The following is a 25,957-nucleotide window of genomic DNA, read 5'->3' on the forward strand; positions in this document are numbered from 1 at the left end:
ACCCTACGGGGTATGGTATAACAGGAGTATGGCTATCGAAGGCAACGGCACCGCATCACGCAACGCAGACGTCGTCGGGCACAGCCCCGGCGACATCGATGCCGTCCTCAGCCGGTTACGGCGGGCACACGGTCAGCTCGGGGGCGTCATCTCGATGATCGAGCAGGGTCGCAGCTGCAAGGACGTAGTCACCCAGTTGGCCGCGGTGTCGAAGGCCCTGGACCGCGCCGGGTTCAAGATCATCGCCTCGGGTCTGCGTGACTGCATCACGCGATCGGAGGATCAGCCGGCCGTCTCCACCGATGAGCTGGAGAAACTGTTTTTGAGCTTGGCCTGAAGTTCCGGGCCGATGAGAAAGGGGAGAGGATCGATGCCCCCCACCGAAAGTGATTCCACCGCACCGAAGGTGACGCTGTGGCTGGACCCGGTATGTCCGTTCTCGTGGAACACCGCACGGTGGCTGCGCGCCGTCGCTGAGCGGACGGGATTGACCCTCGAGTGGCAACTGATGAGCCTGGCGATCCTCAACGAGGGACGCGAACTATCGCCTCCACAGCAGGCCCGGATGCGCGATTCGCAACAGATCGGTCGGCTGATGGCCGCCGTCGCGCGCGAGCACGGCGTCGCGGGATTGGCCGCCGCGTATTTCGCCTTTGGCGAGCGGTACTTCGATCGCTCCGAACCCGTCGATGCCGACCTCGTCGCGCAGGTCTTGATGGCGGCCGGGGCCCGTGGCGCCACGGCGGAGGCGGTATCGGACGAATCGTTGGACGAGTCCGTCCGGCAGCAACATCGGGCGGGACAAGGCGCGCTGGGTGAAACCGGGGGCAGCCCGATACTGCGGATCGGCGAATACACATTTTTCGGGCCGGTCCTGACCGCGCTGCCGGATGCGCAAGCCGCGACCGCTGTGTTCGATGCGGTTGCCACTTTGGCCAAAACCCCGCAATTCGCCCAGCTGCAACGGCCGCGTACCGCGGCCTAGCCCGCCGCCGGGGCGATACCCCGGTAGTTCTCACCCGAAATGAGAAACAGATGACATCGTCATTGAGCACCACGCTGCACACCTCGTTCGAGGATGCGGTGGATCGGACCACGAAAGCGTTGGCGGACCAGGGTTTTGGCGTGCTGACCACGATCGACGTAAAAGCCACGCTGAAGCAGAAACTCGGCGAAGACATGGAGAACTACGTCATCCTGGGTGCCTGCAACCCGACGCTCGCGCATCGCGCACTGGGCATCCACCGCCAGATCGGCCAGTTGTTGCCGTGCAACGTGGTGGTGCGCTCCGACCCCGCCGGCGATGCCGATGCGGTTCTGGTCGAAGCGATGGATCCCCAACTCATGGTCAAGGTGACGGGCGATCAGACGGCTCTGCAGGAGGTGGCCGACCAGGCCACCGCCAAGCTGCAAGCCGCTATTGGCGCGCTCGGATAAGCGCGCCCCGCGCACGGCAGCCGCTAGCCCTCTTGGCTGCGGGCCTCGGCTCCCGACTCACCGGCATCAAACGAGTCATCCGAACCGGCAGCCCCCACATACGAGCCGTCTTCCTCACCCGCGGCGGCGCGGGACTGAGTCTGATGCGTCTCAGCGTCCACATCTTCCTCGGCTTTGTGGCCCTGGTGATCTGGCATGATGGCTTCCTTATCTGTAGTGGCAGCGTCCCCGGGGGATTCCCCTAACAGCCCGCGCGAAACGGGCGCACCTGCTGCGCATCGGCCGGATGGCTGGGGCGCGGATGCCCGGCGCTATTGTTAGCAGCCGAACCAAGGAGAACACGCCAATGCGCACCTTCGAATCAGTCACCGAACTCGCCGCCGCTGCGGGCGAAGCCCTCGGGCACAGCGACTGGGTCACCATCACCCAGCAAGACGTCAACCTGTTCGCCGATGCGACCGGCGATCACCAGTGGATCCACGTCGACCCGGAGCGGGCCGCGTCAGGTCCGTTCGGCAAGACCATCGCCCACGGTTTCATGACCTTGGCGTTGCTGCCGCAGCTGCAGCACCAGATCTACACCGTCAACGGCATCAAGCTCGCAATCAACTACGGCCTCAACAAGGTTCGCTTCCCCGCGCCGGTCCCGGTCGGCTCCCGGGTGCGTGCGCAGAGTTCGTTGGTCAGCGTCGACGATGTGGGCAACGGCGCCGTGCAGGCGACGATTACAACCACCGTCGAGATCGACGGTTCGGCCAAGCCGGCGTGTGTGGCCGAAAGCGTGGTTCGTTTCGTCGCCTGACGCCTAGTCCCTAGAACTCGGCGACCGCGTGTTCCAGCCGCTCGGCCAGTCGCGCCTGCGCTTCGGCACGCCGGGTCGGGATATGGGCGGACGGGAAAGGCGTTGTCACCGGCTCGTATTCACGCAGGGTCCGGCGGGCGACCGTCATCTTGTGCAGCTCGGTAGCGCCGTCGGCGATGCCAAGCGACTCCGCGGCCACCAGCATCTTGACGAACGGCATCTCGTCGGAGACGCCGAGCGCGCCGTGCAGGTGCAGGGCGCGCTGCGCGACGTCGTGCAGCACCTGGGGCATCGCCACTTTCACAGCCGCGATGTCGCGGCGCACCTTCTGATAGTCGTGGTGCTTGTCGATCAGCCAGGCGGTACGCAGCACCAGCAGCCGGAACTGCTCGATCTGAATCCAGCTGTCGGCGATCTTCTCCTGCGTCATCTGGAAGTCGGCGAGGTGGCCATGCCTGGTCTTGCGTGACACGGCGCGTTCGCACATCATGTCAAACGCCTTGCGCGCCAGCGCGATCGTGCGCATCGCGTGGTGGATGCGGCCGCCGCCGAGGCGGGTCTGGGCGATCATGAACGCCGCGCCCTCGCCGCCGAGCACGTGATCGGCCGGCACCCGGACGTCGTCGTAACGGACGTATCCATGCGAACCGTGCTTCGACTCGCCTCCCACCCCGACATTGCGGATGATCTCGATCCCCGGCGTCTCGCCCGGAACGATAAAGAGCGACATCTTCTCGTACGTGCGGGCGTCGGGCTTGGTCACCGCCATGACGATGAAGAACGACGCGTGCCTGGCGTTGCTGGAGAACCACTTCTCCCCGTTGATGACCCAGTCGTCACCGTCGCGGGTCGCGCTCGTCACGAACATGCCAGGGTCCGAACCACCCTGCGGTTCGGTCATCGAGTAGCACGAGGTGATCTCGCCATCGAGCAACGGCTGCAGGTAGCGGGCCTTCTGTTCGTCGGTGCCGAATAGCGCGAGGATCTCGGCGTTGCCCGAGTCCGGTGCCTGGCAGCCGAACACCGAAGGCGCCCAACGGGAACGCCCGAGGATCTCGTTGAGCAGTGCGAGCTTGACCTGGCCGAAACCCTGGCCGCCGAGCTCCGGGCGCAGGTGCGCGGCCCAAAGCCCTTGGTCCTTCACCTGTTGCTGTAGCGGCCGCAGGATGGCCATCATCTCGGGGTTCTGCTTGTCATAGGGATCGAGGGCGACCAGGTCGAGCGGTTCCAGCTCTTCGGTCATGAATTTTTCGACCCAGTCCAGCTTTGCCTGGTATTCGGGGTCCGTTTCGAAGTCCCACACGGTGGCCGACCAATCCCCGGCGCAACGCCGCGCCGGACTCGTTGATGAAGCCATCCCATCCTAGAGCGGGGCGATCACCCCGGTTCCGGCAAGGACCTATTCGTGCTCGCCGCGGGTGTCGATGATCCGTTGGGCGATGTCGACCAGTTTCATCTGGTTCTCCTGCGAGAGCATCCGGAGCAAGTCGAAGGCCCGCACATCGTCCACGCCGAAGCGTTCCATGATGATGCCTTTGGCCTGACCTATACGGTCCCGAGTCGAGACCGCCGAATACAGTTGCTCGGCATGACTTCCGGCCAGGATCGCCGCGGCTGCGTGCGCCGCGAACACCGATCCGATGGTCTCGGCTTCGGCATCCCACACGTTGGCTTGGCGGCTGAATAAGTTCAGGGCGCCGGCGGTACGTTCCGCGGTGTACAGCTTGAACGACATGCTGCTGAGCACACCGAGCTCTACGGCCGCGGGCGCGTACTTGGGCCAGCGCGGCTCGCTACGCAGGTCGTCGCTGCGCACAATGGTCTCCTGCAGGGCGGCCTCGGCGCATGGGCCCTCGCCGAAGTCGTGCTGCAACTTGTCGAGCTGCGCGGCCAGGCCGTCGGTGTCGCCCAGCGATTCGAACTCGCCGCCCTTTTTCACCAGCAGCACGCCCGCGATGTGGGCTCCCGGAATCACCTCGACGGCCATAGTGGTCACCTCGGCCAACACCTGCTCCAGGCGGCGCGGCGCGGCGATCCCGCGGGCGAGCTCGGCCATCCGCACGGCCAGCTCGTGCTGGGAACCCGGGTCTAAAACGTCCATAGCACCCCGATTCTGCATGATCTGCCTGTTACTCGTAACCCGCACGGCCCAGATCGGCGTATAAGTCGCACGTTTAAAAAACTCCCCGCCTCGCGAGTTTGGTGCAAAAGGCCCCGGGTATCCGCCGTCGACAGCCCGATCTCGATCCCCAGGGAGGCCCCAGTGTTCGTGCACAACAAAGATCTTCAATTCGAGGTGCGGGTTGATCGCCCCGATCCGCGCTTCGCGTCGCTGCTGATGGAACAGTTCGGTGGCGCCAACGGCGAGCTGACCGCCGCGCTGCAGTACTTTACGCAGGCTTTCGTGCTGCGGCAAAAGAATCCGAAGATGTACGACCTGTTCATGGATATCGCGACCGAGGAGCTGAGCCACCTCGAGATGGTTGGGTCGATGATCACGATGTTGCTCGACGGGCTCAACGACAACCTCAAGATCGCCAACGAGAAATGTGACTGGATGCCGGCGGTGGCGTCCAACGGCGGCGGTCGGGACGGCCTCATCCACTCGGTGTCGGTCAACCCGCTGTTCCTGGTGCTCAGTGGCGGTGGGCCGGACGTGAAGGACTCCGGCGGAAACAACTGGACCGGCGCCTACATCGACGCCAACGGTGACCCGACCGTGGACCTGCGCAACAACGTCGCGGCGGAATCGCGCGCCAAGGTCGTCTATGAATACCTCAAGCAGTTCACCGACGACCCCGGCGTGCAGGACACCCTGACGTTCCTGATGACGCGCGAGGTGGCGCACTATCAGCAATTCAGCGCCGCGCTCAACGAGCTGCCGGTGAACTTCCCGCCCGGACAGTTGCCGGGTGACCCGCGCTTCCAGAACGTGGCATTCAACATGTCCAACGGTGGCGGCGAGTCGATCCGCGGCCCGTGGAACCAAGGCCAGGGGCCCTGGCCAGAGGGCATGGAATGGGAGTACGTCGAAAAGCCCGAAGAACAATGGCTGGGCGGCGCCACCCGCAAGAACACCGGCGCCAAGGAGAACCCGCAGGGCTCACCGGCCGTCAACGCCGAGAAGCCGTTCACCCACGAACAGCACGTTCCCACAGGGTAACTGGAGCCGGAATAGGCCGGGCGCCGAAATAGCCGGCGCCCGGCCTCCAACCGGCGTCAGTGCATCTGGGGATCCGGCGGGTTGTCCTCGCCGCGGCCGGTTACCGCGTCGCGCAGATGGTCGACCACCGCCGCACCCATCCCCACCGTCTTCAGCACCGCGGGGTTCGGCGGGGTGTCAGGGTGCGGCCGGGTCGGGGCCATCTTCTTCCCGGCCTCCAACTTCTGGCCGATTTTCTCCAAATCCTCACGGCTGACCACCGTTTCGACCTGTGGCCAGACCTCGTTCTGTTCGTAGGCGATGTGTTCGCGGGCCGCCTTGACGAATTCCTGCAACGCTTCGTGGTAATCGGGATCACCCGGCTTACCGTCCTCGAGGCGTTGCAGCAGCTTCTTTCCCGCCTGTTCCTGCTCGAGCGCCGTGTCGACGAGTCCGTCACCGATCGCGTCGCGCACCGCGGGCCAGAAGTACTGCTCCTCGATCGCTTCGTGCTGCGACTCGGCGATGATGAGGTTGTTCACCATGGTTTCCAGGCCACTCGCCTGCGCACCGGGGCCCGAGGGTGCGCCGTCGAGCGTCTCCAGCAAGCCGAGCACACTTTTATGGTCCTGACGAAGAAAAGTGATCGCGTCCATGCCGTGCCTTCCAGTCGGGGCTGTTTAGAAGTTGCGTGCGGATACCCGGGGTGACGGCGGCGAAACGGTAGGCGGCCGAGGTCGGTTCAGTGCAATTTCGGTAAGACGTTGGCGCGGTAGAACTCGATGGCGACGACGGGATCGTCTTGGGGGAAGTGCAGGAACGGGACGGCGCCGGCGTCCAGGACCCGTTGCACGGCGTCGATATGCGGAGCCGGGTCGGTACCGACGGTCCAGCCGGCCAGCACCCTGTCGATAGGGTTGGAGTCGGCCGCGCGCTGGATCTCGACAGGATTGGGCTGATCGACGGCCCCGGCCGTGAAACGCCACAGGGTGGCGGCCCGAGTGGCCTCGGCGTTGTCGCCGACGACCGCGAACAGTTCGGCGCGCTTGCCCAGTGTGGCCGCGTCACGGCCCGCGGCTTGTGCGCCGGCAGCGAAGGCCGCCAATAACTTTGCGTCCGTCACATCGCGGGCCTGGGTGATCCAGCCGTCGCCCCGCTGTCCGGCGAGCTTCGCGCTCTTCGGTCCCCCGGCGGCCACGAAGATCTGTGGGGGCGGTGCCGGGACGTCGTAGAGCTTCAACGAATTCGTTTGGAAATACCGTCCGGAGAACGAGATTCGCGTGCCGCTCCAGAGTTGGCGGATCAGGTCGATCGCCTCGGCCAGCCGGTCGTGGCGCTCGGCGTAGGTGCCGTAGACGTTGGTGGTGGCCTGTTCGTTGAGGCGCTCGCCGGTACCGACCCCCAGAAACACCCTGCCCGGGTTGAGGATCGCCAGGGAGGCGAACGCCTGGGCGACGGTAGCTGGGTGGTATCTGTAGGTCGGACACGTCACCCCGGTGCCGAACGAAACATGGCTGGTGCCGCTGCCCACCAACGCCAGCGTCAGCCAGGGAAACATCGCATGGCCTTCGTTGTCCTGCCATGGCTGGATGTGATCGCTGGCCCACACGTATTGAAAGCCCGCTTGTTCGGCCGCCTGAGCCTGTGCGACCAGCCGATCGGTGCGGAATTGTTCATGGGAGAGCACGAATCCCACGCCCTTGCCCGCCGGTGGCGGACCGCTGGACTTGCCCTGGTCGCCTGCCGGTTTCGCGCATCCGTCGGCGACCCCGACGGACCCGAGCATGCCCGCGCCGGCGGCCACCCGCCCGAACGCTCGCCGCGAGATGCCGGTCACCGGATCGGCATACCCGTCCGACCGGGCCTCACACGCACTAGCGTGTTGCGGATGAGGCCGCAGGTCCGACCGGCAGTCAAAGCCGATGTCCGCGCGCTGTCACGCACGCTGGCGCGCGCGTTCTACGACGATCCGGTAATGATCTGGTTGATTCCCGATCCGGACAAGCGGACGGCGCACCTGTCCCGCCTGTTCGCGACGATGACGCGACACCACCACCTGGCCCGCGGGGGCGTGGAGGTGGCGGGCGCGGACGCGGGTATCGGCGCTGCGGCGCTGTGGGATCCGCCCGACCAGTGGCAGGAGACATCCCGTGCGCAGCTGGCGATGACGCCGACGTTCCTCCGGGTGTTCGGCCTGCGCTCGATGCGCGGACGCGCGATCCAGGAGTTGATGAAGAGCGTGCACCCCGCCGAACCGCACTGGTATCTGGCCGTGATCGGCAGCGATCCGGACGTCCGCGGCAAGGGATTCGGTCAGGCGTTGATGCGGTCGCGGCTGGACCGCTGCGACGCCGAGTACAGCCCGGCCTATCTCGAGTCGAGCAAGCCCGAAAACGTGCCCTACTACCAGCGATTCGGCTTCACGGTGACCCGGGAGATCGCCCTGCCGGACGATGGTCCGACTCTGTGGGCCATGTGGCGTCCGCCGCGCTAGTGCGCAGACGCAACGGCGCTCTGCTCCGCGTTTAACCCCTCGATGAGGCGGGCAACCGTTTCGGCATGAGCGATAACCCCCAGGCGGACGAGCTGGTGGATCCCGCGGACTTCCCCGAAGAGGGCGGCCCGGGCGACACCCTGAACCCGAGCGAAGGCACCGACTCGGACGAACTGCGCAACGACGACGGGGACATCGTCGTCGACCCGCCCGAGGGCTGGAGCGAGGCTGACCGGTTCGGCATGACGGCCAGGGAGGAACGTGAGGGCGAATCCCTCGATGCGCGGTTGGCGGCCGAGGAGCCCGACGTTCCAGATGCCATCGAGCCGGTCGACGACAAACCGCGGCGCGCCCATCGGGGCCAGATCGACGGCACCCCCGAGGACGGCGACTCCCTGTACGAGGTCGTCGACGAGTAAGTCAGTGCTCGGCTGTTTACTGCAGCCGACGCACTCAGGGTGTGCTGCGCCAGCCGGCGATGCCGGTCGCGATCATCCTCAGTTGCTTGACCGCGAGCCGGCGGATGTCTTCGGTCGCCTCGATGCTCTGCGAATCCTCGATGGCCTCCGCGATCACGATCATCGCGTTGACGAACAGGGTCGCCAGCACGTTGAGATCCTCGGTGGTCCACTTGTTCAGCCCCGGGAATCGCGCCAGGTCGGTGGCCAGTTCGGAGGTGATCAGCCGGATCTCGGTGCGAATGGCGTAGCGCAGCACCGACAACCCGCTGTTGCGCTCGCGGCCGATGAGCCGCCAGTGTTCGCGCCTGTCGGCGACGCTGGCGACCAGGATCTCGACGGAGGACTCGATCACCCGGTTCGGGTCGAGCTTGCCGGCACGCGCATCACGCAGGGTGTCGCGCAGGCTCCGGAAGGACTCGTCGATCAAGACCAGGCCGAGGGCCTCCATCGATTCAAAGTGCCGGTAGAACGCCGCCGGCACGATCCCGACCTCGCGGGTCACCTCGCGCAGGCTCAGGCTGGAAAAGCTGCGGTCCTGCAAGAGCTTGAGTGCCGCGGCGATGATGGCCCGGCGCGTCGCCTCCTTGCGCTCCTCGCGCGACTGGTTTTCGCGCGCACGCTCGCGCCCAGAGCCCCGACCCCGTGAGCTAGGAGTACGGCTGTTCACTATGTGAACCCTACCACAGCCAGGCACTAAACCCTTGACTGCACGGCGGTAGCGGCCGCACGGTGTACATATGTTCACTCAAACCGCTCAAACTTCTGGCCGAGTCCTCGCGCGGACCCTTCGGCAGCGCGTGTTGGGTTCAGAGCTCCTTGATCTGCTGACCGGCCCGCACGGCGTCGACCGTTACACCGAATTGGTGGCGCCGACCTGGACGCTGGGCGAAGCCCGCGCCAAAGTGACGGACGTGCGCCGGCACACCCCGCGCAGCGTCACCCTGACCCTGACCCCCAACGACACCTTCCTGTCCACTCACACCCTCAAAGCCGGGCAGTACGTCAACCTCGCCGTGGAGATCGACGGCCGCCGGCACACCCGCTGCTATTCGCCCGCCAATGCCGAAGGGACGGCCGGCCTCGAGTTGACCATCGGCCGGCACGAGGGCGGCCTGGTCTCGAACTACCTGTACGAACACGTCCATCGCGGCATGGTGGTCGGTCTGGCGGGCACCGGCGGCGACTTCACGTTGCCGGCGCGCGGACCGCAAAGCCCGCAGCGCATCCTCTTCATTTCCGGGGGTAGCGGGATCACCCCCGTGCTGTCGATGGCGCGCACTCTGATCGCCCAGGGCCATCCGGGGGAGATCGCATTCATCCACTACGCCCGCACGCCCGCCGAGGCGTGCTACCGCAACGAGCTGGCCGCGATGGCCTCGGTGCGGGTGTTGCACGGCTATACCAGATCCGAGGACGGCGACCTCGTCGGGCGGTTCGGCCCGGAACACCTGGCCGCCGCGATGTCGTCACCCGATGCGGTATTCGTCTGCGGGCCAACACCTCTGGTCGAGGCCGTCCGCTCGCACTGCGACAACGTCTACACCGAGAGCTTCGTGCCGCCGGTCTTCGATGCGCCGGCGAATCCGTCGGGCGGACGAGTCACGTTCGCCGACAGCGGAGTTGACATCGTCGACGACGGGCGGTCGCTGCTGGAGCAGGCCGAATCCGCGGGATTGACGCCCGAAAACGGATGCCGGATGGGCATCTGCCACACCTGCACGCGGCGCAAAACCGCCGGCACCGTGCGCAACCTGGTCACCGGTGCGGTCTCCACCGCTCCCGATGAGGACGTGCAGATCTGCGTGTCCGTTCCGGTCGGTGACGTGGACCTGTCGCTGTAATAGATCATCACAGATCATCGAAACGCTTGGAGGACAAGCAATGTCGAACGACAAAATCTCTCTGACACGCGAACAGGCCGACGCATTCGGCCGCGAACTCGACGCCATCAAGGAACGCGTGATGGCAGAACTCGGCGAACAGGACGCCGACTACATCCGACGCGTCATCAAGGCGCAGCGTGCGCTGGAAGTCGGTGGCCGGGCGCTGCTGTTCGCCGGGTTCCTGCCGCCGGCATGGCTGGCCGGCACGACCATGCTGGGCCTGTCGAAAATCCTGGACAACATGGAGATCGGCCACAACATCATGCACGGCCAGTACGATTGGATGCGCGACCCGGCGATCTCCGGTCGCACCTTCGAGTGGGACACGGCGTGCCCGGCCGATCAATGGCGGCACTCGCACAACTACATGCACCACACCCACACCAACATCGTGGGGATGGACCGCGACATCGGTTACGGAATTCTGCGGATGAGCGAGGACCAGCGGTGGCAGCCATACTTCCTCGGCAACCCGATCTACGCGTTCCTCCTGATGGTGTTGTTCCAGTACGGCGTCGCGCTGCACGAGCTGGAAACCGAGCGCATCCGCTCCGGTGAAATCCGGCTCGAGGACAAGCGCGAAGTCCTTCGGGCGATCTGGAAGAAGACCCGCCGGCAGACCCTCAAGGACTACGTCGCCTTCCCGCTGCTGGCCGGGCCCGTCGCGCCGTTCGTCTTCGCCGGTAACCTCACCGCCAACCTGATGCGCAACGTCTGGTCGTACATGATCATCTTCTGCGGCCACTTCCCGGACGGCACACAGGAATTCACCGTCGAGGAGACCAAGGACGAGTCGCGCGGGATGTGGTACTTCCGCCAGGTGCTCGGCTCGGCAAACCTTACCGGCGGCAAGCTCTTTCACCTGCTCTCCGGCAACCTGTCGCACCAGATCGAGCACCACCTGTTCCCCGACATGCCGGCCCGCCGCTACTCCGATATCGCGGCCGAGGTGCAGGAGATCTGCGAACGCTACGGCATCCCGTATAACCGCGGCCCGCTGCTGCGTCAGTTCGGCACCGTCGTCCGCAAGATCGTCCGGCTGACCTTCCCGGACTCCTTGGTGCAGAAGGCCGGCACCGAGAAGTCCCCCGAGCCCGAGCCGGTCGCCGCGTAATCCACGCGGTGCGGCCCTTGCCTCGAGCCGGGGCAGGGGGACAATGAGGGCCGTGGAATGGACAGGCGCGCGCTATGCGGATACCCCGACAGTGGAAGCTTCGACGTGGATCGACGCCGACCCGGCCCGGGTCTGGAGCCTGGTCTCCGATATCGCGTTGATGCCCGCGTTCAGCAGCGAGCTGAAGGCGGTGGAATGGGCGGAGGGGTCGAACGGCCCGCGGGTCGGCGCTCGTTTCATCGGACACAACGAGCACGAGGCGTTCGGGCAGTGGAGCACCACCTCGCAGATCGTCGCCTGCGATCAGCCGCACGAATTCACCTGGGCCGTCGGCGAACCCGACAACCCGGCGGCGATGTGGCGATTCCAGCTGGTGCCCCGCGACGGCGGCACCGTCCTGAGTTACTGGATGCAGATGGGGCCGGGCCGCTCGGGCCTGTCGGAGGCCATCGAGTCGATGCCCGACAAGGAGCAGAAGATCGTGTTCGTGCGGCTGCGTGAGTTCGAGGGCGCGATCGGAAAGACCCTGGCGGCGATCAAACGGCTGGCCGAACACGGAGTGCATTGATGCGGACCGCCACGACGGTCGAGCTGTCCGGTGCCGGGAGCGAGGCCGCTGAGGTCGTGGCACTGGCCGTCGAGGCGGAGAAGCTGGGCCTCGATGTGTGCTGGGTGGCCGAGGCTTGGGGCGCGGATGCGCCATCGGCGCTGGGCTACCTGGCGGCCCGCACCGAGCGGATGCTGCTGGGCTCCGGCGTGCTGCAGGTCGGGACCCGGTCGCCGGTGATGGTCGCCCAGACCGCGATCACCCTGTCCAACTTGTCGAACGGGCGTTTCCTGCTCGGGTTGGGCGCCTCGGGCCCGCAGGTGATCGAGGGCCTGCACGGCGCCTCGTTCAGCCGCCCGCTGGCACGCATCGCCGAGACGGTCGACGTCGTGCGGCAGGCATTTGCGGGCGGGAAAATATCTTATACCGGACAGGAATTCGAGATCCCCCGGCCAGGAGGCGAGGGGGTGCCGATGCGGTTGTCGACCCGCCCCGAGCACCCCATTCCGGTGTACCTGGCCGCCCTGTCGCCGGCGATGCTGCGCTTGACCGGACGAGTCGCCGACGGCTGGCTGGGCACCAGCTTTGTCCCCGAGGGCGCCGGCGATGCCTACTTCTCGCACCTCGACGACGGGCTGGCAGCCGCGAACCGTACCCGCGCCGACATCGACATCTGTCAGGGCGCCGAAGTCGCCTTCGCCGCAGACGAAGACGAGCTGCGGGGCATGGTCGCGAGCCGCAAGAAGGAACTGGCATTCAGCCTCGGCGGCATGGGATCGTCGAGCACGAATTTCTACAACCGGGCCTACAGCCGGCAGGGCTGGGCAGACGTCACCGCCGAGGTGCGCGAGCGCTGGCAAAGCGGCGACCGGGACGGGGCGGCCGGCCTGGTGACCGACGAGATGGTGCTGGCCACCACGCTCATCGGGACCGAGGAGATGGTCTCCGCGCGCCTGGCGGTGTGGCGCGACGCCGGCGTGAACACCGTGCGGCTGTACCCCGCGGGCGACACGCTGGAGGCCAAGCTGGAGACGCTGGGCCGGGCGATCGAGCTGGTCCGCGAGATCGGGTAACTACCGCCGAACATGCATTGATGGCGAGGTTTTCGCGCTTTTTCGCCCTCGTTACGCGCTCGGCGCGAATGTGGAGTCGAGATTTAGTGCGTGTCGGTCGGAGCGTCGGCCGCCTTGACGAGTTGCACCTCGGGCAGCTGCGGCACGCCGTCGGCAAGGAACCAACGAAATGCCAGGTTGCCGCGCGGATAGCCCAGTGTGGTAAGCGAATTCGGGTGTGCCGTCTCGGCGGCGGACAAGATGACCGTCACCGAACCGTCGCTGTTGAGGACGGCGCTGTGGCCATTGAGGGAGCACCGGGCATCCTCCGGCCCGACCGTCGCCATGAACTGGTTCCACACCACCAGGTTCCAGAACCTGCATGACGGCGGCCGGTGCGTGATCACCAGCGCCTCGTCCTCGTCGAGCACGAAACTGCCGTAGGAGTAGCAGGCGTCGCGCGCCGACCAGCCGAAGTTGGCATCCGGCACCTGATAGGGATCGGCGAAAGCGTTGGCAGCATGGGCGGTTTCGTGCCCCAGGGCGTGTTGTTCGTCGACCCGGTCTCCGACCGCCAGCGGCACGATGGCGAACATGGTCCGCAACCAGGTGGCGGCGGCGCGCAGGCTCGCCGCGGTCTCGGCGTCACCGTGCCGGATCGGGTCGGGCTCGTCGAGCGCCTCGATGTGCCAGGTCACCGGGCGCCCGGTCAGGGGATCGGCCTGATAGTCGCGGGTCATCAGCACGGCCGCGTCGGGCGTGGCGGGAAATTCGAAGGTGAAGTTGCCGTCGGCGCCGATATCGAGGTCGGTGTCGCGGACGATCGCGACGACCCGATCCGACCAGGCGCCCCGCGTCGGCTCGTTGTAGGCCGTCACCGAAAAGTACACGCTGTCACCCTTGTTCCCGCTGATCCGGTACCGGCGCGCGGGATCGATCGGGCAGAGGAAGTAGTAGGCGTCGGTGTTGTCCCCACCCCAGCGGCGGTCCCGGCGAAAGGGCGTGTTGACCGCTACGAACTGCGGCCGGCCCGGCTCGGGGAACAGGTAGGCGTCCAGGGCCACGCCCAGGGTGGCGGCCAGCATGCGGTAGCCGTCGGCGACGTGGCGGTCGTCGGTGACCGCACGGTCACCCTCGAGGAATGAGTGACCCAGCTCGCCAAGGGTTTTCAGCAGTTCCTGCCACGCCTCGGTCGATTGGTGCGTCATGCGCTGATTCCTTTCAGGAGCAACCTGGTGGTGCGATCGACCCACGCATCATCGAGTTCGGTGGCGCGGGTCAGCAGGGCTACCAGCGTGATGCCGGCGATGGTCTCGGCCAGTTCGGCGGCGGTCACGTCCGGCCGCACCTCACCGCGCGCCGCGGCCGCCGCCAGCCAGTCGGCGAGGCCGCCGCCGATGACGCCGGCGAAGCGCTCCAGCAGCGCCGAATGCAGCGTCGGATCCGCGGCCATCTCGCCGATCAGCCCCGGCAGGGCCGCCCTGGCCGCCGGCGTGGTGAGGAAAGCCATTGTGCGGCGGACCATCTCACGCAGACCGTCGGCCGTCGACCCGGTATCGGGGATGGCGGTTCCGGCGCCGATCGGGAACACCGCCTCATGCACCAGGTGCGCCTTGCTGGGCCAGCGACGATAAATCGCGGGCTTGCTGGTGCCGGCGCGCTCGGCAATGGCGGAGACCAGTAAGCCGGGGTAACCGGTGTCGGCCAGCAGTTCGACCGTCGCGCTCAACACCGCCGCGTCGATTCGAGGGTCACGGGGTCTACCAAAATCCACTACCATTACGAAACTCAGAGTAACATAAGTCGCCGTGACCGTACGCCTTGATGACCTCGCCTCACCCCGGTTCAGCGCCGAGGGTCAGCAGATTCTGGACATGATGGCCTCGATGGTCGCCCAGTGCCCGCTGGATGCCGACGCGCTGCACGCCCATGCCAGCGCCGACACCGACCTACACGACTTCGGGCCCGGCGACTACCGCGAGCGCCTCGATGTCTACCTCGCCGCGCTGCGCGAGATCGACGGGTTGCACGACGCCGGGGTGGTCAACTTCTATGGGCAACTGCTGCAGGTCCTCAAGAACCGGCTGCTGTTGACCGACCTGCTGACTCGCCATCCCGAGATCAGCGGGATCGAACTGCGCTCGCCGGTGGTCATCGCAGGGCTGCCGCGCACCGGCACCACACACTTGCACAACCTGCTGGCCACGCCGCCGACCTTCCGCACCATGCCGTACTGGGAAAGCAACGAGCCATTCCCGATGCCGAATGAAGTTGGCGTGCAACCCGATCCGCGGCGGACCCGGATGGATGTCGCGGTAGGCGTGATCAACACGGTGATGCCGCATTTCCCCCTCATGCACGAGATGACCACCGACCACGTCCACGAAGAGATCCAGCTGCTGGCCAACGATGTGTCCACCATGCTGCTGGAGACGCTCGCCGACGTGCCTCGCTGGCGTGACTACTACCAGGCCCACGATCAGACGCCGCACTACCAATACCTGGCCACCCAACTCCGGGCGATGCAGTACCTGCGCGGCGGACGGCGCTGGCTGCTCAAATCGCCCCAGCATCTCGAGCAGGTTCCCGTCCTGAATCGGGTGTTCCCGGACAGCATCGTCGTGTTCACCCATCGCGACCCGGTGCCGGTAGCGCTGTCGATGATCGCGATGATCACCTACTCCGCCCGCATGCACCGCTCGCCGGTGCCGGTGGAGCAGATCGCCAACTCATGGATCGACCGCCTCGACCAGATGCTCACCGCGCTTATCCGCGACCGCGACACCATCGGTCCGGACCGCTCGATCGACATCCGGTTCGACGACTTCATGGCGGATGAACTCGGCGTTGCCGAGCGGGTATACGCCCTGGCCGGGGAACCGTTCACCGATGAGGCGCTCGCGGCCATCGGCGACTACCTGACGGGCCACCGGCGCGGGCGACTGGGCAATGTCGAGACGTCCTACGAGATGTTCGGGCTGGACGAGGGCGACCTGCGCGAGCGCTTCGCGCCGTATGTCGAGCGGTTTCTGGCCTAAGCCCTTCTGAGCCGCTACGTTCTCAACTCATGGTCACTATGCCCGCGCTGGACGGTGTGGAACACAGGTACGTCGATCTGGGAAGCGGCGTGACGATCCATGTCGCGGACGCGGGGCCGGCGAGCGGGCCGGCGGTGATGTTGGTGCACGGCTTCCCGCAGAACTGGTGGGAATGGCGCGAGTTGATCGGGCCGCTGGCCGCCGACGGCTACCGGGTGTTGTGTCCGGACCTGCGCGGCTCGGGCTGGAGTTCGGCGCCACGCACCAGCTACACCAAGGACGAGATGGCCGACGATCTGGCCGGAGTGCTGGACCGCTTGGGCGTCGCGACGGTCAAGCTGGTGGCCCACGACTGGGGCGGCCCGGTCGCGTTCATCATGATGCTGCGTCATCCGGAGCGGGTGACCGGGTTTTTCGGCGTGAATACCGTTGCGCCGTGGGTGAAGCCGAGCCTGTCGACGCTGCGCAACATCTGGCGGTTCTGGTATCAGATCCCGATCTCGCTGCCGGTCATCGGGCCGCGGGTGATCAGCGACCCCAACTCGCGGTTCGTCCGGATGCTCGGGTCATGGGTCGGTGGCGGTTACACCCTGCCCGACGATGACACCCGCTTGTACCTCGAGTGCATGCAGCAGCCCGGCCACGCGGAGGCCGGTTCGCGGTGGTACCGCAGCTTCCAGACCAAAGAGATGCGCAAATGGATGCGCGGCCAATACAACGATGCCCGCGTCGACGTCCCGGTCCGCTGGCTGACAGGCACCAGAGATCCGGTGATCACCCCGGATCTCACCGACGGATACGCGGACCGCATCGATGATTTCGAGGTCGAGCTGGTCGATGGCGTCGGCCATTGGATCGTCGACCAGCGTCCCGATCTGGTGCTGGACCGGGTCCGCGCCTTTCTCGCCGAAAAGTAAGCCGGGTAAGGGCTTTTCAGTGCCGGCCCTAGTCGACGCCGATGGTGACTTCGGTCGACTTGATGAACACGGTCGCCGGCTGGCCGACCTTGAGGCCGAGGTCGGTCGCGGCATCCTTGGTGACTGACGACGTGACGACCTGATCGCCGCCGTCCAGCGTCACCTTCACCACGGCCATCACGGTGCCGAGTTCGACCTCGGTGATGGTCCCCCTGAGCTGGTTTCGGGTCGATAGCCGCATCGCTGGATCCTCCAAGTCGGAACGGGTGGGTCTGCGGTGAGCCTAGCCCTACTGGGGCCGGGCCCTGAATGGCTTGTGCGACTTTCACTTACAGAGACGAACGGGCCTAATGGCGCGGGCCGAGCAGAGCTACGGATGCATCCACAGCCGGCTCCACGATTTCTCGGACCGGTTTAGCGTCTTCGACCGCAAGTGCGGTCAGCTCCCGCAGGCCGCCCAACAGGATTACCGCCAACGGCGCCGTCAACGGGGGCAGTTCGGCGCGCCGGAATCCGGGACTGGCGCTGAGGTCGATCAGCAGGCTGGTCAGCAACTGCAGTCCGCGACGCTGGACCGGGCGAGCTGCCGCACCCAGCGAGGGCAGTTCGCGGATCCAGCTCAACGTGATGGCCGGCCGGGCCTCGATGTATCCGACATATGCCTCGACGGCCTGGCGGATCTGTACGTGCCAATCGGCCTCGGGATCGACCGAGGCCGTGATCGTGGCGCCCAGGTTCTCGATATCGACGGCCAACAGCTCGAGAAAGCACTCTTCCTTGCCGGCGAAGTGGTCGTAGAAGGTGCGCTTGGACGTGCGGGCATACCGGACGACGTCGGCGACCGTGCTGGCGCGGTAGCCGCGCTCGGTGATGGAGGTGGCGAGCCCGTCGAGCAGCCGTTGCCGAAACGGATCCGGCTCGGCGGGTGCATCGCCCGCGACCGCGCCGGCGGCCGTCGCTGTCACCGCTGGTGTCACGCGGGCGCCCCTTTCGGTGAGTGCGGCACCTTGTCAGGCTTGGTACTTCAGAGTACCGTACTCGGAAGATGCTGCGGTACATCGCCGTACCACCCCGGGTGCCGGGGCAGACGTTGGGAGAAGCCGTCGTCATGAGCCAACAAGTCGCCGCCCCGCCGACGGCCGTCAAACTGCCTCCGGCCGCGCGAATTCCCAAGGCGCTTCAGGGCCTTGGCTTCGCGATGTCACGGCGCTGGATGATCCAGCGGCTCGCGCGCCGCCATGGCGATGTCTTCACGCTCAACCTGCCGATGTACGGGCGCGTCATCGCCGTGGGTGACCCGCAATTGGCCAAGCAGATCTTCACGACCAGCCCCGAGGAGCTCGGCAACATACAACCCAACCTGGGCAGGCTGTTCGGCACCGGGTCGGTGTTCGCGCTCGAGGGCGATGCGCATCGCCAAAGACGCCGGCTGTTGGCGCCGCCATTTCACGGCAAGAGCATGAAGAAGTACGAGAGCATCATCGAAGAAGAGACATTGCGCGAGATCGCCGAGTGGCCCGAAGGCAGCCAATTCGCCACGCTGCCGCCGATGATGCGGATCACGCTGAACGCCATCCTGCGTGCGGTTTTCGGCGCGGAGGGTGCCGCGCTCGACGAGCTGCGCCGGCTCATTCCACCGTGGGTCACCCTGGGCTCGCGGTTGGCGTCGGTACCGATGCCCAAACGCGACTACGGCCGGTACAGCCCGTGGGGCCGGCTGGCCGAATGGCGCCGCCGGTACGACAGGGTCATCGACACGTTGATCGACGACGAGCGGGCCGATTCGAACTTCGACGAGCGCACCGACGTCCTGGCGATGCTGCTGCGCACCACCTACGAAGACGGTTCCGCCATGTCGCGCAAGGACATTGGCGACGAGCTGCTCACCCTGCTGGCGGCCGGACACGAAACCACCGCATCCACGCTGGGCTGGGCGTTCGAGCGGATAAGCCGGCACCCCGACCTGCTCGAGGCGCTCGTCGAGGAGGCCGACAACGGCGGCAGTGAGCTGCGTCAGGCCACCATCTTGGAGGTCCAGCGGGCCAGGACGGTGATCGACCTCGCCGGTCGCCACGTCTACCCCGAGGCCTTCCGCCTCGGTGAGTGGGTGATCCCGCGTGGCGATTCGATCATCGTCGGAATCGGCCAGATCCACAGCAATCCCGACGTGTTCCCCGATCCCGATCGTTTCGACCCCCAACGCTTCATCGGAACCAAGCCGGCTGCGTTGTCATGGATTCCGTTCGGTGGCGGGACCCGGCGCTGTGTCGGGGCGGCGTTCGCGAACATGGAGATGGACGTCGTCCTTCGAACGGTCTTGCGCCACTTCATGATTGAGACTACGGATGCGCCCGGAGAACGGTGGCATGGCCGCGGGGTCGCGTTCACGCCCAAGGACGGCGGCCGGATTGTGGTGCGGCGGCGCTGAACTCGCGCCGCACCGTGCCGGGCAGGAGCCCGGTCGCTACTGATTCAAGGGCGCGCGGCGCGGCAGCTTCCAGCCCGGGCGGATGAAGTGGCAAGTGTATCCGCTGGGATAGTGCTGCAGGTAGTCCTGGTGTTCGGGCTCGGCTTCCCAGAAGTCGCCGGCCGGGCTGACCTCGGTCACTACCTTGCCGGGCCACAGCCCGGACGCCTCGACGTCGGCGATGGTGTCCAGCGCGATCCGCTTCTGGTCGTCGTCGAGATAGAAGATGGCCGACCGGTAACTGGGTCCCCGGTCGTTGCCCTGCCGGTCTTTCGTTGTCGGATCGTGGATCTGGAAGAAGAACTCCAGCATCGCGCGGTAGTCGGTGACCGCCGGGTCATAGACGATCTCGATCGCCTCGGCGTGGGTGCCGTGGTTGCGGTAGGTCGCATTGGGGACGTCGCCGCCGGTGTAACCGACCCGGGTCGAAACCACGCCCGGCTGCTTGCGGATCAGTTCCTGCATCCCCCAAAAGCAGCCGCCGGCGAGAATCGCTTTCTGGTTGGTCATCGTTCGTCCTCCATAACCGGCCAGCAACTCGGGCAAGAACAAGTTCAGGTTACACTCCGCCGATGAGCTGCAACGGTGCCGCGAAATCATGAGCACGCCGAAGTTCTCGCGTAGCGAACTAGCCGCCGCCTTCGAAAAATTCGAAGCGACCGTCGATGCAGCGGCGCAATCGCAGGACTGGGACGCGTGGGTCCAGCACTACACACCCGACGTCTTGTACATCGAACACGCGGCCGGCACCATGCACGGCCGCGACGAGGTCCGCGAGTGGATCGGCAAGACGATGGGCACCTTTCCCGGCAGCCACATGGTCGCGTTCCCGTCGCTGTGGTCGGTGATCGACGAGCCCACGGGGCGCATCATCATGGAACTCGACAACCCGATGCGCGATCCCGGTGATGGCACCGTCATCGGTGCGACGAACATCTCGATCATCACCTACGCCGGCGACGGCCTGTGGCGTCAGCAGGAAGACATCTACAACCCGCTGCGCTTCGTGCAGGCGACGTTGAAATGGTGCCGCAAGGCCCAGGAGCTCGGCACCCTCGATGAGGACGCCGCGCGTTTCATGGAGCAGTTCGGAGGGGGCCGGTGACCACCAAACCGAAACTTGTGATCGGTGCCAACGGTTTTCTGGGTTCGCATGTGACCCGGCAGCTCGTCGCCGACGGCGCGGAAGTCCGGGCGATGGTGCGGCCGACCGCCAATACCCGCGCCATCGATGACCTTGCGCTGACCCGGTTTCACGGCGACGTGTTCGACACCGTGTTGCAGGAGGCGATGGACGGTGTCGACGACGTCTACTACTGCGTCGTGGACACCCGGGCGTGGCTGCGCGATACCGCGCCGCTGTTTCGCACCAACGTCGAAGGGCTGCGCAACGTTCTCGACGTGGCCGTCGCGCAACCCGACCTCCGCCGCTTCATCTTCACCAGCACCTACGCGACCGTGGGCCGGCGCCACGGACACGTCGCGACCGAAGAGGACATCGTCGGCACCCGCGGGTTGTCGGACTACGTCCAGTCCCGGGTCCAGGCCGAGAACCTGGTGATGCGCTACGTGGCGGAGGCCGGGCTGCCCGCGGTGGCGATGTGCGTCTCGACCACGTACGGCAGCGGCGACTGGGGCCGCACCCCGCACGGTGCGTTCATCGCCGGAGCGGTCTTCGGCAAGCTGCCCTTCACGATGGAGGGCATCCAGCTCGAAGTCGTCGGTGTCACCGACGCCGCCCGGGCGATGATCCTGGCCGCCGAACACGGGCGGATCGGCGAGCGGTACCTGATCTCGGAGCGGATGATCGCGTTGAAAGAGGTGGTCCGGATCGCGGCCGACGAAGCCGGTGTGCCGGAGCCGCGGCGCTCTATCTCGGTCCCGGTGCTGTACGCGCTGGGCGCGCTGGGCGACCTGCGGGCGCGCCTGACCGGCAAGGACGCCGAACTCAGCCTGGCGTCGGTGCGCATGATGCGTGCCGAGGCACCCGTCGACCACAGCAAGGCCGTCCGCGAATTGGGCTGGCAGCCGCGCCCGGTCGAGGAATCCATCCGTGAGGCGGCCCGGTTCTGGGCCGCGATGCGAGATGCCAAAGGCAGGAGCACAACTCCAGGCTGAACACCACGCCGACCGCCGTTCAGGACGCGGCGCGGGCGCTTGGTCTGGGACTAGCCTCGGGCGGTGTGACTACCGCGCGAGTGCCCGTCGATCTCACTGGGACGCCCCAGACCATGCTGGCGACGTTCTACGCCAAGGCGCTGGACGCCGATTTCCCGAAACCGATCCTGGGCGATCGGTATGCGAAGGAGATCGTCGAGCGCATCGACTACGACTGGAAGAAAACGACCATCACGCCGCGGCGGGCGCCGTCGGTGACCACCCGGTCGGCGCACTTCGACCGGTGGACCCGCGAATTCCTTGCCGCGCATCCGCGTTCGGTCGTGCTGCACCTGGGTTGCGGCCTGGACAGCCGATTTTTCCGCTTGCAGCCGGGTCCGGACGTGGAGTGGTACGACGTCGACTATCCCGAGGTCGCAGCTCTGCGCACCCAGCTTTACCCGAGCCGCGATCATTATCGCGTCGTCGCCGCCTCGGTCACCGACCCGGCGTGGCTGGCGGAAATCCCGGCCGACCGTCCCACGCTGATGATCGGGGAGGGGCTGACCATGTATCTCACCGAGCAGGACGGCACCGCGCTGCTGCGCCGGGTGGTCGCCCGGTTCGGTTCGGGTGAGCTGCAATTCGACGCGTTCAATTGGCTCGGGATCAAGTCGCAGTGGCTCAACACCGTGGTGCGACGATCGGGGTCCACGCTGCGCTGGGCGATTAACGGGCCCGACGACATCGTCGAAGCCGTGCCAGGGGTGCGGCTGCTGGCCTGGCAACGATGGTTTGAGTCGTACACGTTTGCGCAGTTGCCGCGGTCATCCCGCGCGCTGGGCAGGGTCATGTCGCATGTTCAGGCGGCTGCGAACATGGCGCAGTACCACCGCTACGCATTCGGTCCGCCGGACGGGAAGCACTGACCACGGACGCGCGTTGCAATCCTGATAGGCGTCTGAAGGAGGAACCATCATGGCCCACCCGGAAATCAAAGAACCCAGCGCCGGGCACCCGATCACCATCGAACCGACCAAGGGGCGGGTGCAGGTACGCGTCAACGGCGAGCTCGTCGCCGACACCACGGCGGCTCTGGAACTGCGCGAAGCCACTTTGCCTGCGGTGCAATATATTCCGATCGCCGATGTGGTACGGGACCGGCTCACTAGGACGGACACCAGCACGTATTGCCCCTTCAAGGGCGACGCCAGCTACTACAGCGTCACCACCTCGGCCGGTGACACCGTCGAGGACGTGATCTGGACCTACGAACAGCCGTATCCGGCGGTCGAGAAGATTGCCGGGCACGTCGCGTTCTACCCCAACAAGGCCGACATCAGCGTTTCGGCTCAGTAGGGGATCCACCCGGGAAGCGCGGCCGCTACAGCGCGGGTATCGCTGTACAGGCGCATCGAGACGATCAGCCCGTCGCGGGTGTCGAAGATGCACACGAACGGGCTGTCGTACTCGACGCCACCGGACGTGGTTCCGGTGGCCTGCGCCTCCACCACCACGGTCTCCCCCTCGTTGACGCAGCGCACCAGGTCGATGGTCAGTTCGAGTTCTTGTTTGCGCCGCTCGACCCCACGCCGAAATGCGTCCTTGTCGCAGGCAGTGCGCGTGTAGAGCGTCCAATAGGTGAAGTCGTCACTGAGCAGGGCGAAGCCCTCGTCGAGATCGCCGCCGTCGCTGGTGCTCTGCAGGAACATCCAGGCCAATTCGCCCTGCGGGTCATCGAACGGCGTCATCACAACGCAATATTGACTTGGGACGCAGTTCACGGTCAATCAGAACAGTCGGAGAGTCATCAGGTGCAGACCGCGCGCACGGTCGTGTTTCCCGGAGCGGTCAGCTTCGGGCACACGTTGGCGCCCCTTCGCCGCGGCCTCGGGGATCCGTGCTTCCGGGCGCCCGGCGACGGCTCGATCTGGCGCACCAGCCTGCTGCCCAGCGGGCCCGTGACGGCCCGGATCAGCCGCGTCGGGCCCAATGCCGCGCACGGTGCGGCATGGGGCGGCGGCGCGCAGGAGTTCATCGAAATGCTGCCCGCCATGCTGGGTTTCGAGGACGACGCCTCGGACTTCGTGCCGCGGCATCCGACGGTTGCCGCCGCCCACCACCGGGTTCCGCACCTGCGCCTGGGTCGCACCGGGCTGGTGCTGGAGGCCCTGATCCCGGCGATCATCGAGCAGCGGGTACCCGGCGCCGATGCGTTTCGCTCATGGCGGGTGCTGGTGTCGAAGTACGGGACGCCGGCACCGGGACCGGCGCCGGATGGGATGCGGGTCATGCCACCGGCGCAGGTGTGGCGGAGCATCCCGTCGTGGGAGTTTCATCGCGCCAACGTCGATCCGCGGCGGGCGCAGGCCGTGGTGACCTGTGCGCGGCGGGCACCGTCGCTGGAACGGCTGGTGTCGTGGCCGACGGCGCAGGCGCGTGAGGCGTTGACGTCGCTGCCGGGGGTGGGGGAGTGGACCGCCGCCGAGACCGCACAACGCGCCTTCGGCGACGCCGACGCCGTGTCGGTGGGCGACTACCACATTCCCAAAATGATCGGCTGGACGTTGCTGGGCCGGCCCGTCGACGACGCGGGCATGGTCGAACTGCTCGAGCCGATACGCCCGCACCGCCAGCGCGTGGTCCGGCTGCTCGAAGCCAGCGGGCTGGCATACGAACCCCGCCGTGGACCTCGGCTACCGGTGCAGCAAATCCACTCGCTTTGATCCGTCGCGTTTTTCAACTTGGCCATCGGGTACTCAACGGGGCAGATAACCGTGTGTGAACCTCATGGAAGGAAGCTAGGAAAGAAGCGATGACTCAGTTCACCATTCCGGGATTGACCGACAAGCAGGCAGCGCGGCTCACCGAGCTGCTGCAAAAGCAACTGAGCACCTACAACGATCTTCATCTGACGCTGAAGCACATTCACTGGAACGTGGTTGGCCCCAACTTCATCGGCGTACACGAGATGATCGACCCGCAAGTGGACGCCGTCCGCGCATTCGCCGACGATGTGGCCGAACGCATTGCGGCCCTTGGTGCTTCGCCGCAAGGAACGCCCGGTGCCATCATCAAGGACCGCTCTTGGGACGACTACTCGGTCGGCCGCGACACGGTCCAGGCGCACCTGGCCGCGCTGGACCTCGTCTACACCGGTGTCATCGAGGACATCCGTCAATACATCGAGGAGACAGACGAACTCGACCAGGTGACCCAGGACCTGCTGATCGGCCAGGCGGGACAGTTGGAGAAGTTCCAATGGTTCGTCCGGGCGCACCTGGAAAGCGCCGGCGGCGAGCTGGCGCACAAGGGCAAGAGCACCGAGAAGGATGCCGCTAGCAGCGCTCGTGGCAAATCCTGAGTAGCCCGGCTCCGGGCTGGACGCCGCGCATTCGCCCCGGCACCCGCAGGCCGGGGCGAATGCCTTGGGTCAGCACGACGCTCGCGCTCTGCGGAATAAGTGGACTCTAGTCCGGTTATATAGGGCATCTGCTATATGAGGAGGCCAGATGCCTGCAGTTACGGCTAATACGCTGACGTTGCCACGAGTCAGCGGTCCCGGCCCCGCCGATACCGAGCGGCCGGTCCGATCGATCACCACCGGCCCTCGCGGCTACGAAGGCGAGGGTTTCCCGGTGGTGCGCGCTTTCGCGGGAGTCAGCACGGCCGCGCTGGATCCCTTCGTGCACATGGACCAGATGGGCGAGGTCGAGTACCAGCCGGGGGAGCCCCGGGGCACCGACTGGCATCCGCACCGCGGCTTCGAGACGGTCACCTACATGCTCGATGGGAAGTTCGCGCACCAGGACTCGCACGGTGGTGGCGGCCTGATCGCCGACGGCGCGACACAGTGGATGACGGCAGGCTCGGGCATCCTGCACATCGAGACGCCGCCGGCCGAGCTGGTCGACAGCGGAGGGCTCTTCCATGGCGTCCAGCTCTGGGTGAACCTGCCCAAGAAAGACAAGTTCGCGCCACCGCGGTATCAGTCCATCGAAGGCGGCGACGCCGCGTTGCTCGCCTCCGAGGACGGCGGAGCGCTGATCCGCATCATCGCCGGCGACATCGACGGACACCGGGGCCCCGGCGTCACCCATACCCCGATCACCATGGCGCACGTAACCATCGAGAACGGGGCCCAGCTCAACATCCCCTGGCGTCGCGACTTCAATGCGCTGGTTTATGTGTTGTCCGGCAGCGGTTACGTCGGCCCGGTCGCTCATCCGACCCACCAGGGCCAGCTAGCGGTCCTGGGACCCGGGGATCGGATCACCGTGGGAGCCCGGCAGGTCCAGGATTCCGGCCGGACACCCGTTCACGGTGCCATTGATTTGCTGCTTCTGGGCGGGCGACCGATTCGCGAGCCGGTATTCCACTACGGGCCTTTCGTGATGAACACTCGTGCGGAATTGATCGAGGCGCTCGAGGACTACCAAGCCGGGAAATTTGGCAGCATTCCGCCAAATGCGCTAATGCCGCACCACGGGGGTGGCACACTTTAGC

The 25,957-nt window shown here is 66.2% G+C and carries 33 protein-coding genes; 21 read left to right on the forward strand and 12 right to left on the reverse strand.

Annotated elements, in window-relative coordinates; genetic code table 11:
- Window positions 1–28: 28 nt before the first annotated feature.
- The 3 genes from ACZYVJ_RS15800 to ACZYVJ_RS15810 are packed head-to-tail and all read left to right on the forward strand — an operon-like array spanning window position 29 to window position 1,437.
- Entirely contained in the window at window positions 29–337 is a 309-nt protein-coding gene (locus ACZYVJ_RS15800; RefSeq protein WP_463831883.1) for a metal-sensitive transcriptional regulator, read from the forward strand.
- Window positions 338–370: 33 nt separating this feature from the next.
- Complete coding sequence (locus tag ACZYVJ_RS15805) at window positions 371–985, forward strand: mycothiol-dependent nitroreductase Rv2466c family protein (protein ID WP_463831884.1); 615 nt, start codon at window positions 371–373, stop codon at window positions 983–985.
- A 50-nt stretch (window positions 986–1,035) separates the two neighbouring features.
- Window positions 1,036–1,437 (forward strand): DUF302 domain-containing protein, encoded by a 402-nt coding sequence (locus ACZYVJ_RS15810; RefSeq protein WP_463831885.1) that lies wholly within the window; start codon window positions 1,036–1,038, stop codon window positions 1,435–1,437.
- Between the two features lie 23 nt (window positions 1,438–1,460).
- Here ACZYVJ_RS15810 and ACZYVJ_RS15815 read toward each other — a convergent pair whose 3' ends face one another.
- Window positions 1,461–1,634 (reverse strand): hypothetical protein, encoded by a 174-nt coding sequence (locus ACZYVJ_RS15815; protein ID WP_463831886.1) that lies wholly within the window; start codon window positions 1,632–1,634, stop codon window positions 1,461–1,463.
- Window positions 1,635–1,783: 149 nt separating this feature from the next.
- Here ACZYVJ_RS15815 and ACZYVJ_RS15820 point away from each other — a divergent pair, with 149 nt between their 5' ends.
- Window positions 1,784–2,239, forward strand: a complete 456-nt coding sequence (locus ACZYVJ_RS15820) for a MaoC family dehydratase (protein ID WP_463831887.1) — start codon at window positions 1,784–1,786, stop codon at window positions 2,237–2,239.
- A 10-nt stretch (window positions 2,240–2,249) separates the two neighbouring features.
- Here the strand turns inward: ACZYVJ_RS15820 and ACZYVJ_RS15825 are convergent, their stop codons facing one another.
- Together ACZYVJ_RS15825 and ACZYVJ_RS15830 are read right to left on the reverse strand one after the other, a co-directional pair.
- Window positions 2,250–3,542 carry an acyl-CoA dehydrogenase family protein gene (locus ACZYVJ_RS15825; RefSeq protein WP_463833013.1) on the reverse strand — a complete coding sequence of 431 codons (1,293 nt, stop codon included), beginning with the start codon at window positions 3,540–3,542 and terminating at the stop codon, window positions 2,250–2,252.
- Window positions 3,543–3,638: 96 nt separating this feature from the next.
- Window positions 3,639–4,340: an ANTAR domain-containing protein gene (locus ACZYVJ_RS15830; protein ID WP_463831888.1), complete on the reverse strand. Its 702-nt coding sequence runs from the start codon at window positions 4,338–4,340 to the stop codon at window positions 3,639–3,641.
- Between the two features lie 162 nt (window positions 4,341–4,502).
- Here ACZYVJ_RS15830 and ACZYVJ_RS15835 point away from each other — a divergent pair, with 162 nt between their 5' ends.
- The gene (locus ACZYVJ_RS15835; RefSeq protein ID WP_463831889.1) at window positions 4,503–5,402 is read left to right on the forward strand and encodes a manganese catalase family protein; all 900 of its coding nucleotides are present in this window, start codon (window positions 4,503–4,505) and stop codon (window positions 5,400–5,402) included.
- A 56-nt stretch (window positions 5,403–5,458) separates the two neighbouring features.
- Here ACZYVJ_RS15835 and ACZYVJ_RS15840 read toward each other — a convergent pair whose 3' ends face one another.
- Together ACZYVJ_RS15840 and ACZYVJ_RS15845 are read right to left on the reverse strand one after the other, a co-directional pair.
- Entirely contained in the window at window positions 5,459–6,037 is a 579-nt protein-coding gene (locus ACZYVJ_RS15840) for a hemerythrin domain-containing protein (RefSeq protein WP_463831890.1), read from the reverse strand.
- An 86-nt stretch (window positions 6,038–6,123) separates the two neighbouring features.
- Window positions 6,124–7,218 carry a F420-dependent hydroxymycolic acid dehydrogenase gene (locus ACZYVJ_RS15845; protein WP_463831891.1) on the reverse strand — a complete coding sequence of 365 codons (1,095 nt, stop codon included), beginning with the start codon at window positions 7,216–7,218 and terminating at the stop codon, window positions 6,124–6,126.
- Between the two features lie 51 nt (window positions 7,219–7,269).
- Between ACZYVJ_RS15845 and ACZYVJ_RS15850 the strand changes: the two genes are divergently transcribed.
- Window positions 7,270–7,875 carry a GNAT family N-acetyltransferase gene (locus tag ACZYVJ_RS15850; RefSeq protein ID WP_463831892.1) on the forward strand — a complete coding sequence of 202 codons (606 nt, stop codon included), beginning with the start codon at window positions 7,270–7,272 and terminating at the stop codon, window positions 7,873–7,875.
- A gap of 65 nt (window positions 7,876–7,940) precedes the next feature.
- A complete protein-coding gene (locus ACZYVJ_RS15855) occupies window positions 7,941–8,294 on the forward strand; it encodes a hypothetical protein (RefSeq protein WP_221044980.1) in 354 nt (117 codons plus the stop codon).
- 34 nt (window positions 8,295–8,328) lie between these two features.
- Here the strand turns inward: ACZYVJ_RS15855 and ACZYVJ_RS15860 are convergent, their stop codons facing one another.
- Window positions 8,329–9,003, reverse strand: coding sequence for a TetR family transcriptional regulator (locus ACZYVJ_RS15860; RefSeq protein WP_463831893.1), 675 nt, complete (start codon window positions 9,001–9,003; stop codon window positions 8,329–8,331).
- A 70-nt stretch (window positions 9,004–9,073) separates the two neighbouring features.
- Here ACZYVJ_RS15860 and ACZYVJ_RS15865 point away from each other — a divergent pair, with 70 nt between their 5' ends.
- The 4 genes from ACZYVJ_RS15865 to ACZYVJ_RS15880 are packed head-to-tail and all read left to right on the forward strand — an operon-like array spanning window position 9,074 to window position 12,953.
- A complete protein-coding gene (locus tag ACZYVJ_RS15865) occupies window positions 9,074–10,177 on the forward strand; it encodes a ferredoxin reductase (protein ID WP_463831894.1) in 1,104 nt (367 codons plus the stop codon).
- Between the two features lie 40 nt (window positions 10,178–10,217).
- Window positions 10,218–11,333, forward strand: a complete 1,116-nt coding sequence (locus ACZYVJ_RS15870; RefSeq protein ID WP_463831895.1) for a fatty acid desaturase family protein — start codon at window positions 10,218–10,220, stop codon at window positions 11,331–11,333.
- Between the two features lie 43 nt (window positions 11,334–11,376).
- Window positions 11,377–11,901 (forward strand): SRPBCC family protein, encoded by a 525-nt coding sequence (locus ACZYVJ_RS15875; protein ID WP_463831896.1) that lies wholly within the window; start codon window positions 11,377–11,379, stop codon window positions 11,899–11,901.
- Window positions 11,901–12,953, forward strand: coding sequence for an LLM class flavin-dependent oxidoreductase (locus ACZYVJ_RS15880; RefSeq protein ID WP_463831897.1), 1,053 nt, complete (start codon window positions 11,901–11,903; stop codon window positions 12,951–12,953). Before ACZYVJ_RS15875 ends, ACZYVJ_RS15880 begins: the two co-directional genes overlap by 1 nt.
- An 83-nt stretch (window positions 12,954–13,036) precedes the next feature.
- Here the strand turns inward: ACZYVJ_RS15880 and ACZYVJ_RS15885 are convergent, their stop codons facing one another.
- Window positions 13,037–14,140 (reverse strand): DUF1214 domain-containing protein, encoded by a 1,104-nt coding sequence (locus tag ACZYVJ_RS15885; protein ID WP_463831898.1) that lies wholly within the window; start codon window positions 14,138–14,140, stop codon window positions 13,037–13,039.
- Window positions 14,137–14,712 carry a TetR/AcrR family transcriptional regulator gene (locus ACZYVJ_RS15890; RefSeq protein ID WP_463831899.1) on the reverse strand — a complete coding sequence of 192 codons (576 nt, stop codon included), beginning with the start codon at window positions 14,710–14,712 and terminating at the stop codon, window positions 14,137–14,139. The genes ACZYVJ_RS15885 and ACZYVJ_RS15890 overlap by 4 nt, the downstream gene beginning before the upstream one ends.
- Before the next feature lie 28 nt (window positions 14,713–14,740).
- Here ACZYVJ_RS15890 and ACZYVJ_RS15895 point away from each other — a divergent pair, with 28 nt between their 5' ends.
- On the forward strand, window positions 14,741–15,970 hold the full coding sequence (locus ACZYVJ_RS15895) for a sulfotransferase family protein (RefSeq protein WP_463831900.1): 1,230 nt from the start codon (window positions 14,741–14,743) through the stop codon (window positions 15,968–15,970).
- A 29-nt stretch (window positions 15,971–15,999) separates the two neighbouring features.
- Window positions 16,000–16,887, forward strand: a complete 888-nt coding sequence (locus ACZYVJ_RS15900) for an alpha/beta fold hydrolase (RefSeq protein WP_463831901.1) — start codon at window positions 16,000–16,002, stop codon at window positions 16,885–16,887.
- A gap of 28 nt (window positions 16,888–16,915) precedes the next feature.
- Here ACZYVJ_RS15900 and ACZYVJ_RS15905 read toward each other — a convergent pair whose 3' ends face one another.
- Together ACZYVJ_RS15905 and ACZYVJ_RS15910 are read right to left on the reverse strand one after the other, a co-directional pair.
- Window positions 16,916–17,128 carry a TOBE domain-containing protein gene (locus tag ACZYVJ_RS15905; RefSeq protein ID WP_067834587.1) on the reverse strand — a complete coding sequence of 71 codons (213 nt, stop codon included), beginning with the start codon at window positions 17,126–17,128 and terminating at the stop codon, window positions 16,916–16,918.
- 106 nt (window positions 17,129–17,234) lie between these two features.
- Window positions 17,235–17,852: a TetR/AcrR family transcriptional regulator gene (locus tag ACZYVJ_RS15910; protein WP_463833014.1), complete on the reverse strand. Its 618-nt coding sequence runs from the start codon at window positions 17,850–17,852 to the stop codon at window positions 17,235–17,237.
- A gap of 143 nt (window positions 17,853–17,995) precedes the next feature.
- On the opposite strand from ACZYVJ_RS15910, the gene ACZYVJ_RS15915 reads away from it, so the two are divergent.
- Window positions 17,996–19,315, forward strand: a complete 1,320-nt coding sequence (locus ACZYVJ_RS15915; protein ID WP_463831902.1) for a cytochrome P450 — start codon at window positions 17,996–17,998, stop codon at window positions 19,313–19,315.
- Between the two features lie 36 nt (window positions 19,316–19,351).
- On the opposite strand, the gene msrA is transcribed toward ACZYVJ_RS15915, so the two are convergent.
- On the reverse strand, window positions 19,352–19,864 hold the full coding sequence (gene msrA / locus ACZYVJ_RS15920) for a peptide-methionine (S)-S-oxide reductase MsrA (RefSeq protein WP_463831903.1): 513 nt from the start codon (window positions 19,862–19,864) through the stop codon (window positions 19,352–19,354).
- Between the two features lie 88 nt (window positions 19,865–19,952).
- Between msrA and ACZYVJ_RS15925 the strand changes: the two genes are divergently transcribed.
- From ACZYVJ_RS15925 to ACZYVJ_RS15940, 4 genes are all read left to right on the forward strand, one after another.
- Window positions 19,953–20,459: a nuclear transport factor 2 family protein gene (locus tag ACZYVJ_RS15925; protein ID WP_463831904.1), complete on the forward strand. Its 507-nt coding sequence runs from the start codon at window positions 19,953–19,955 to the stop codon at window positions 20,457–20,459.
- Window positions 20,456–21,472, forward strand: a complete 1,017-nt coding sequence (locus tag ACZYVJ_RS15930; RefSeq protein WP_463831905.1) for an NAD-dependent epimerase/dehydratase family protein — start codon at window positions 20,456–20,458, stop codon at window positions 21,470–21,472. The genes ACZYVJ_RS15925 and ACZYVJ_RS15930 overlap by 4 nt, the downstream gene beginning before the upstream one ends.
- Window positions 21,473–21,552: 80 nt before the next feature.
- On the forward strand, window positions 21,553–22,380 hold the full coding sequence (locus ACZYVJ_RS15935; protein WP_463833015.1) for a class I SAM-dependent methyltransferase: 828 nt from the start codon (window positions 21,553–21,555) through the stop codon (window positions 22,378–22,380).
- 49 nt (window positions 22,381–22,429) lie between these two features.
- Complete coding sequence (locus tag ACZYVJ_RS15940) at window positions 22,430–22,810, forward strand: DUF427 domain-containing protein (protein ID WP_463831906.1); 381 nt, start codon at window positions 22,430–22,432, stop codon at window positions 22,808–22,810.
- Here ACZYVJ_RS15940 and ACZYVJ_RS15945 read toward each other — a convergent pair.
- On the reverse strand, window positions 22,804–23,205 hold the full coding sequence (locus ACZYVJ_RS15945) for a nuclear transport factor 2 family protein (protein WP_463831907.1): 402 nt from the start codon (window positions 23,203–23,205) through the stop codon (window positions 22,804–22,806). The two genes, ACZYVJ_RS15940 and ACZYVJ_RS15945, sit on opposite strands and share 7 nt — an antisense overlap.
- 60 nt (window positions 23,206–23,265) lie before the next feature.
- On the opposite strand from ACZYVJ_RS15945, the gene ACZYVJ_RS15950 reads away from it, so the two are divergent.
- From ACZYVJ_RS15950 to ACZYVJ_RS15960, 3 genes are all read left to right on the forward strand, one after another.
- The gene (locus ACZYVJ_RS15950) at window positions 23,266–24,177 is read left to right on the forward strand and encodes a DNA-3-methyladenine glycosylase family protein (RefSeq protein ID WP_463831908.1); all 912 of its coding nucleotides are present in this window, start codon (window positions 23,266–23,268) and stop codon (window positions 24,175–24,177) included.
- Window positions 24,178–24,266: 89 nt separating this feature from the next.
- Entirely contained in the window at window positions 24,267–24,815 is a 549-nt protein-coding gene (locus ACZYVJ_RS15955) for a Dps family protein (protein ID WP_463831909.1), read from the forward strand.
- Window positions 24,816–24,963: 148 nt separating this feature from the next.
- Complete coding sequence (locus tag ACZYVJ_RS15960; protein WP_463831910.1) at window positions 24,964–25,956, forward strand: pirin family protein; 993 nt, start codon at window positions 24,964–24,966, stop codon at window positions 25,954–25,956.
- Window position 25,957: the final 1 nt, after the last annotated feature.

Source organism: Mycobacterium sp. IDUB_3 (genome assembly GCF_055419585.1).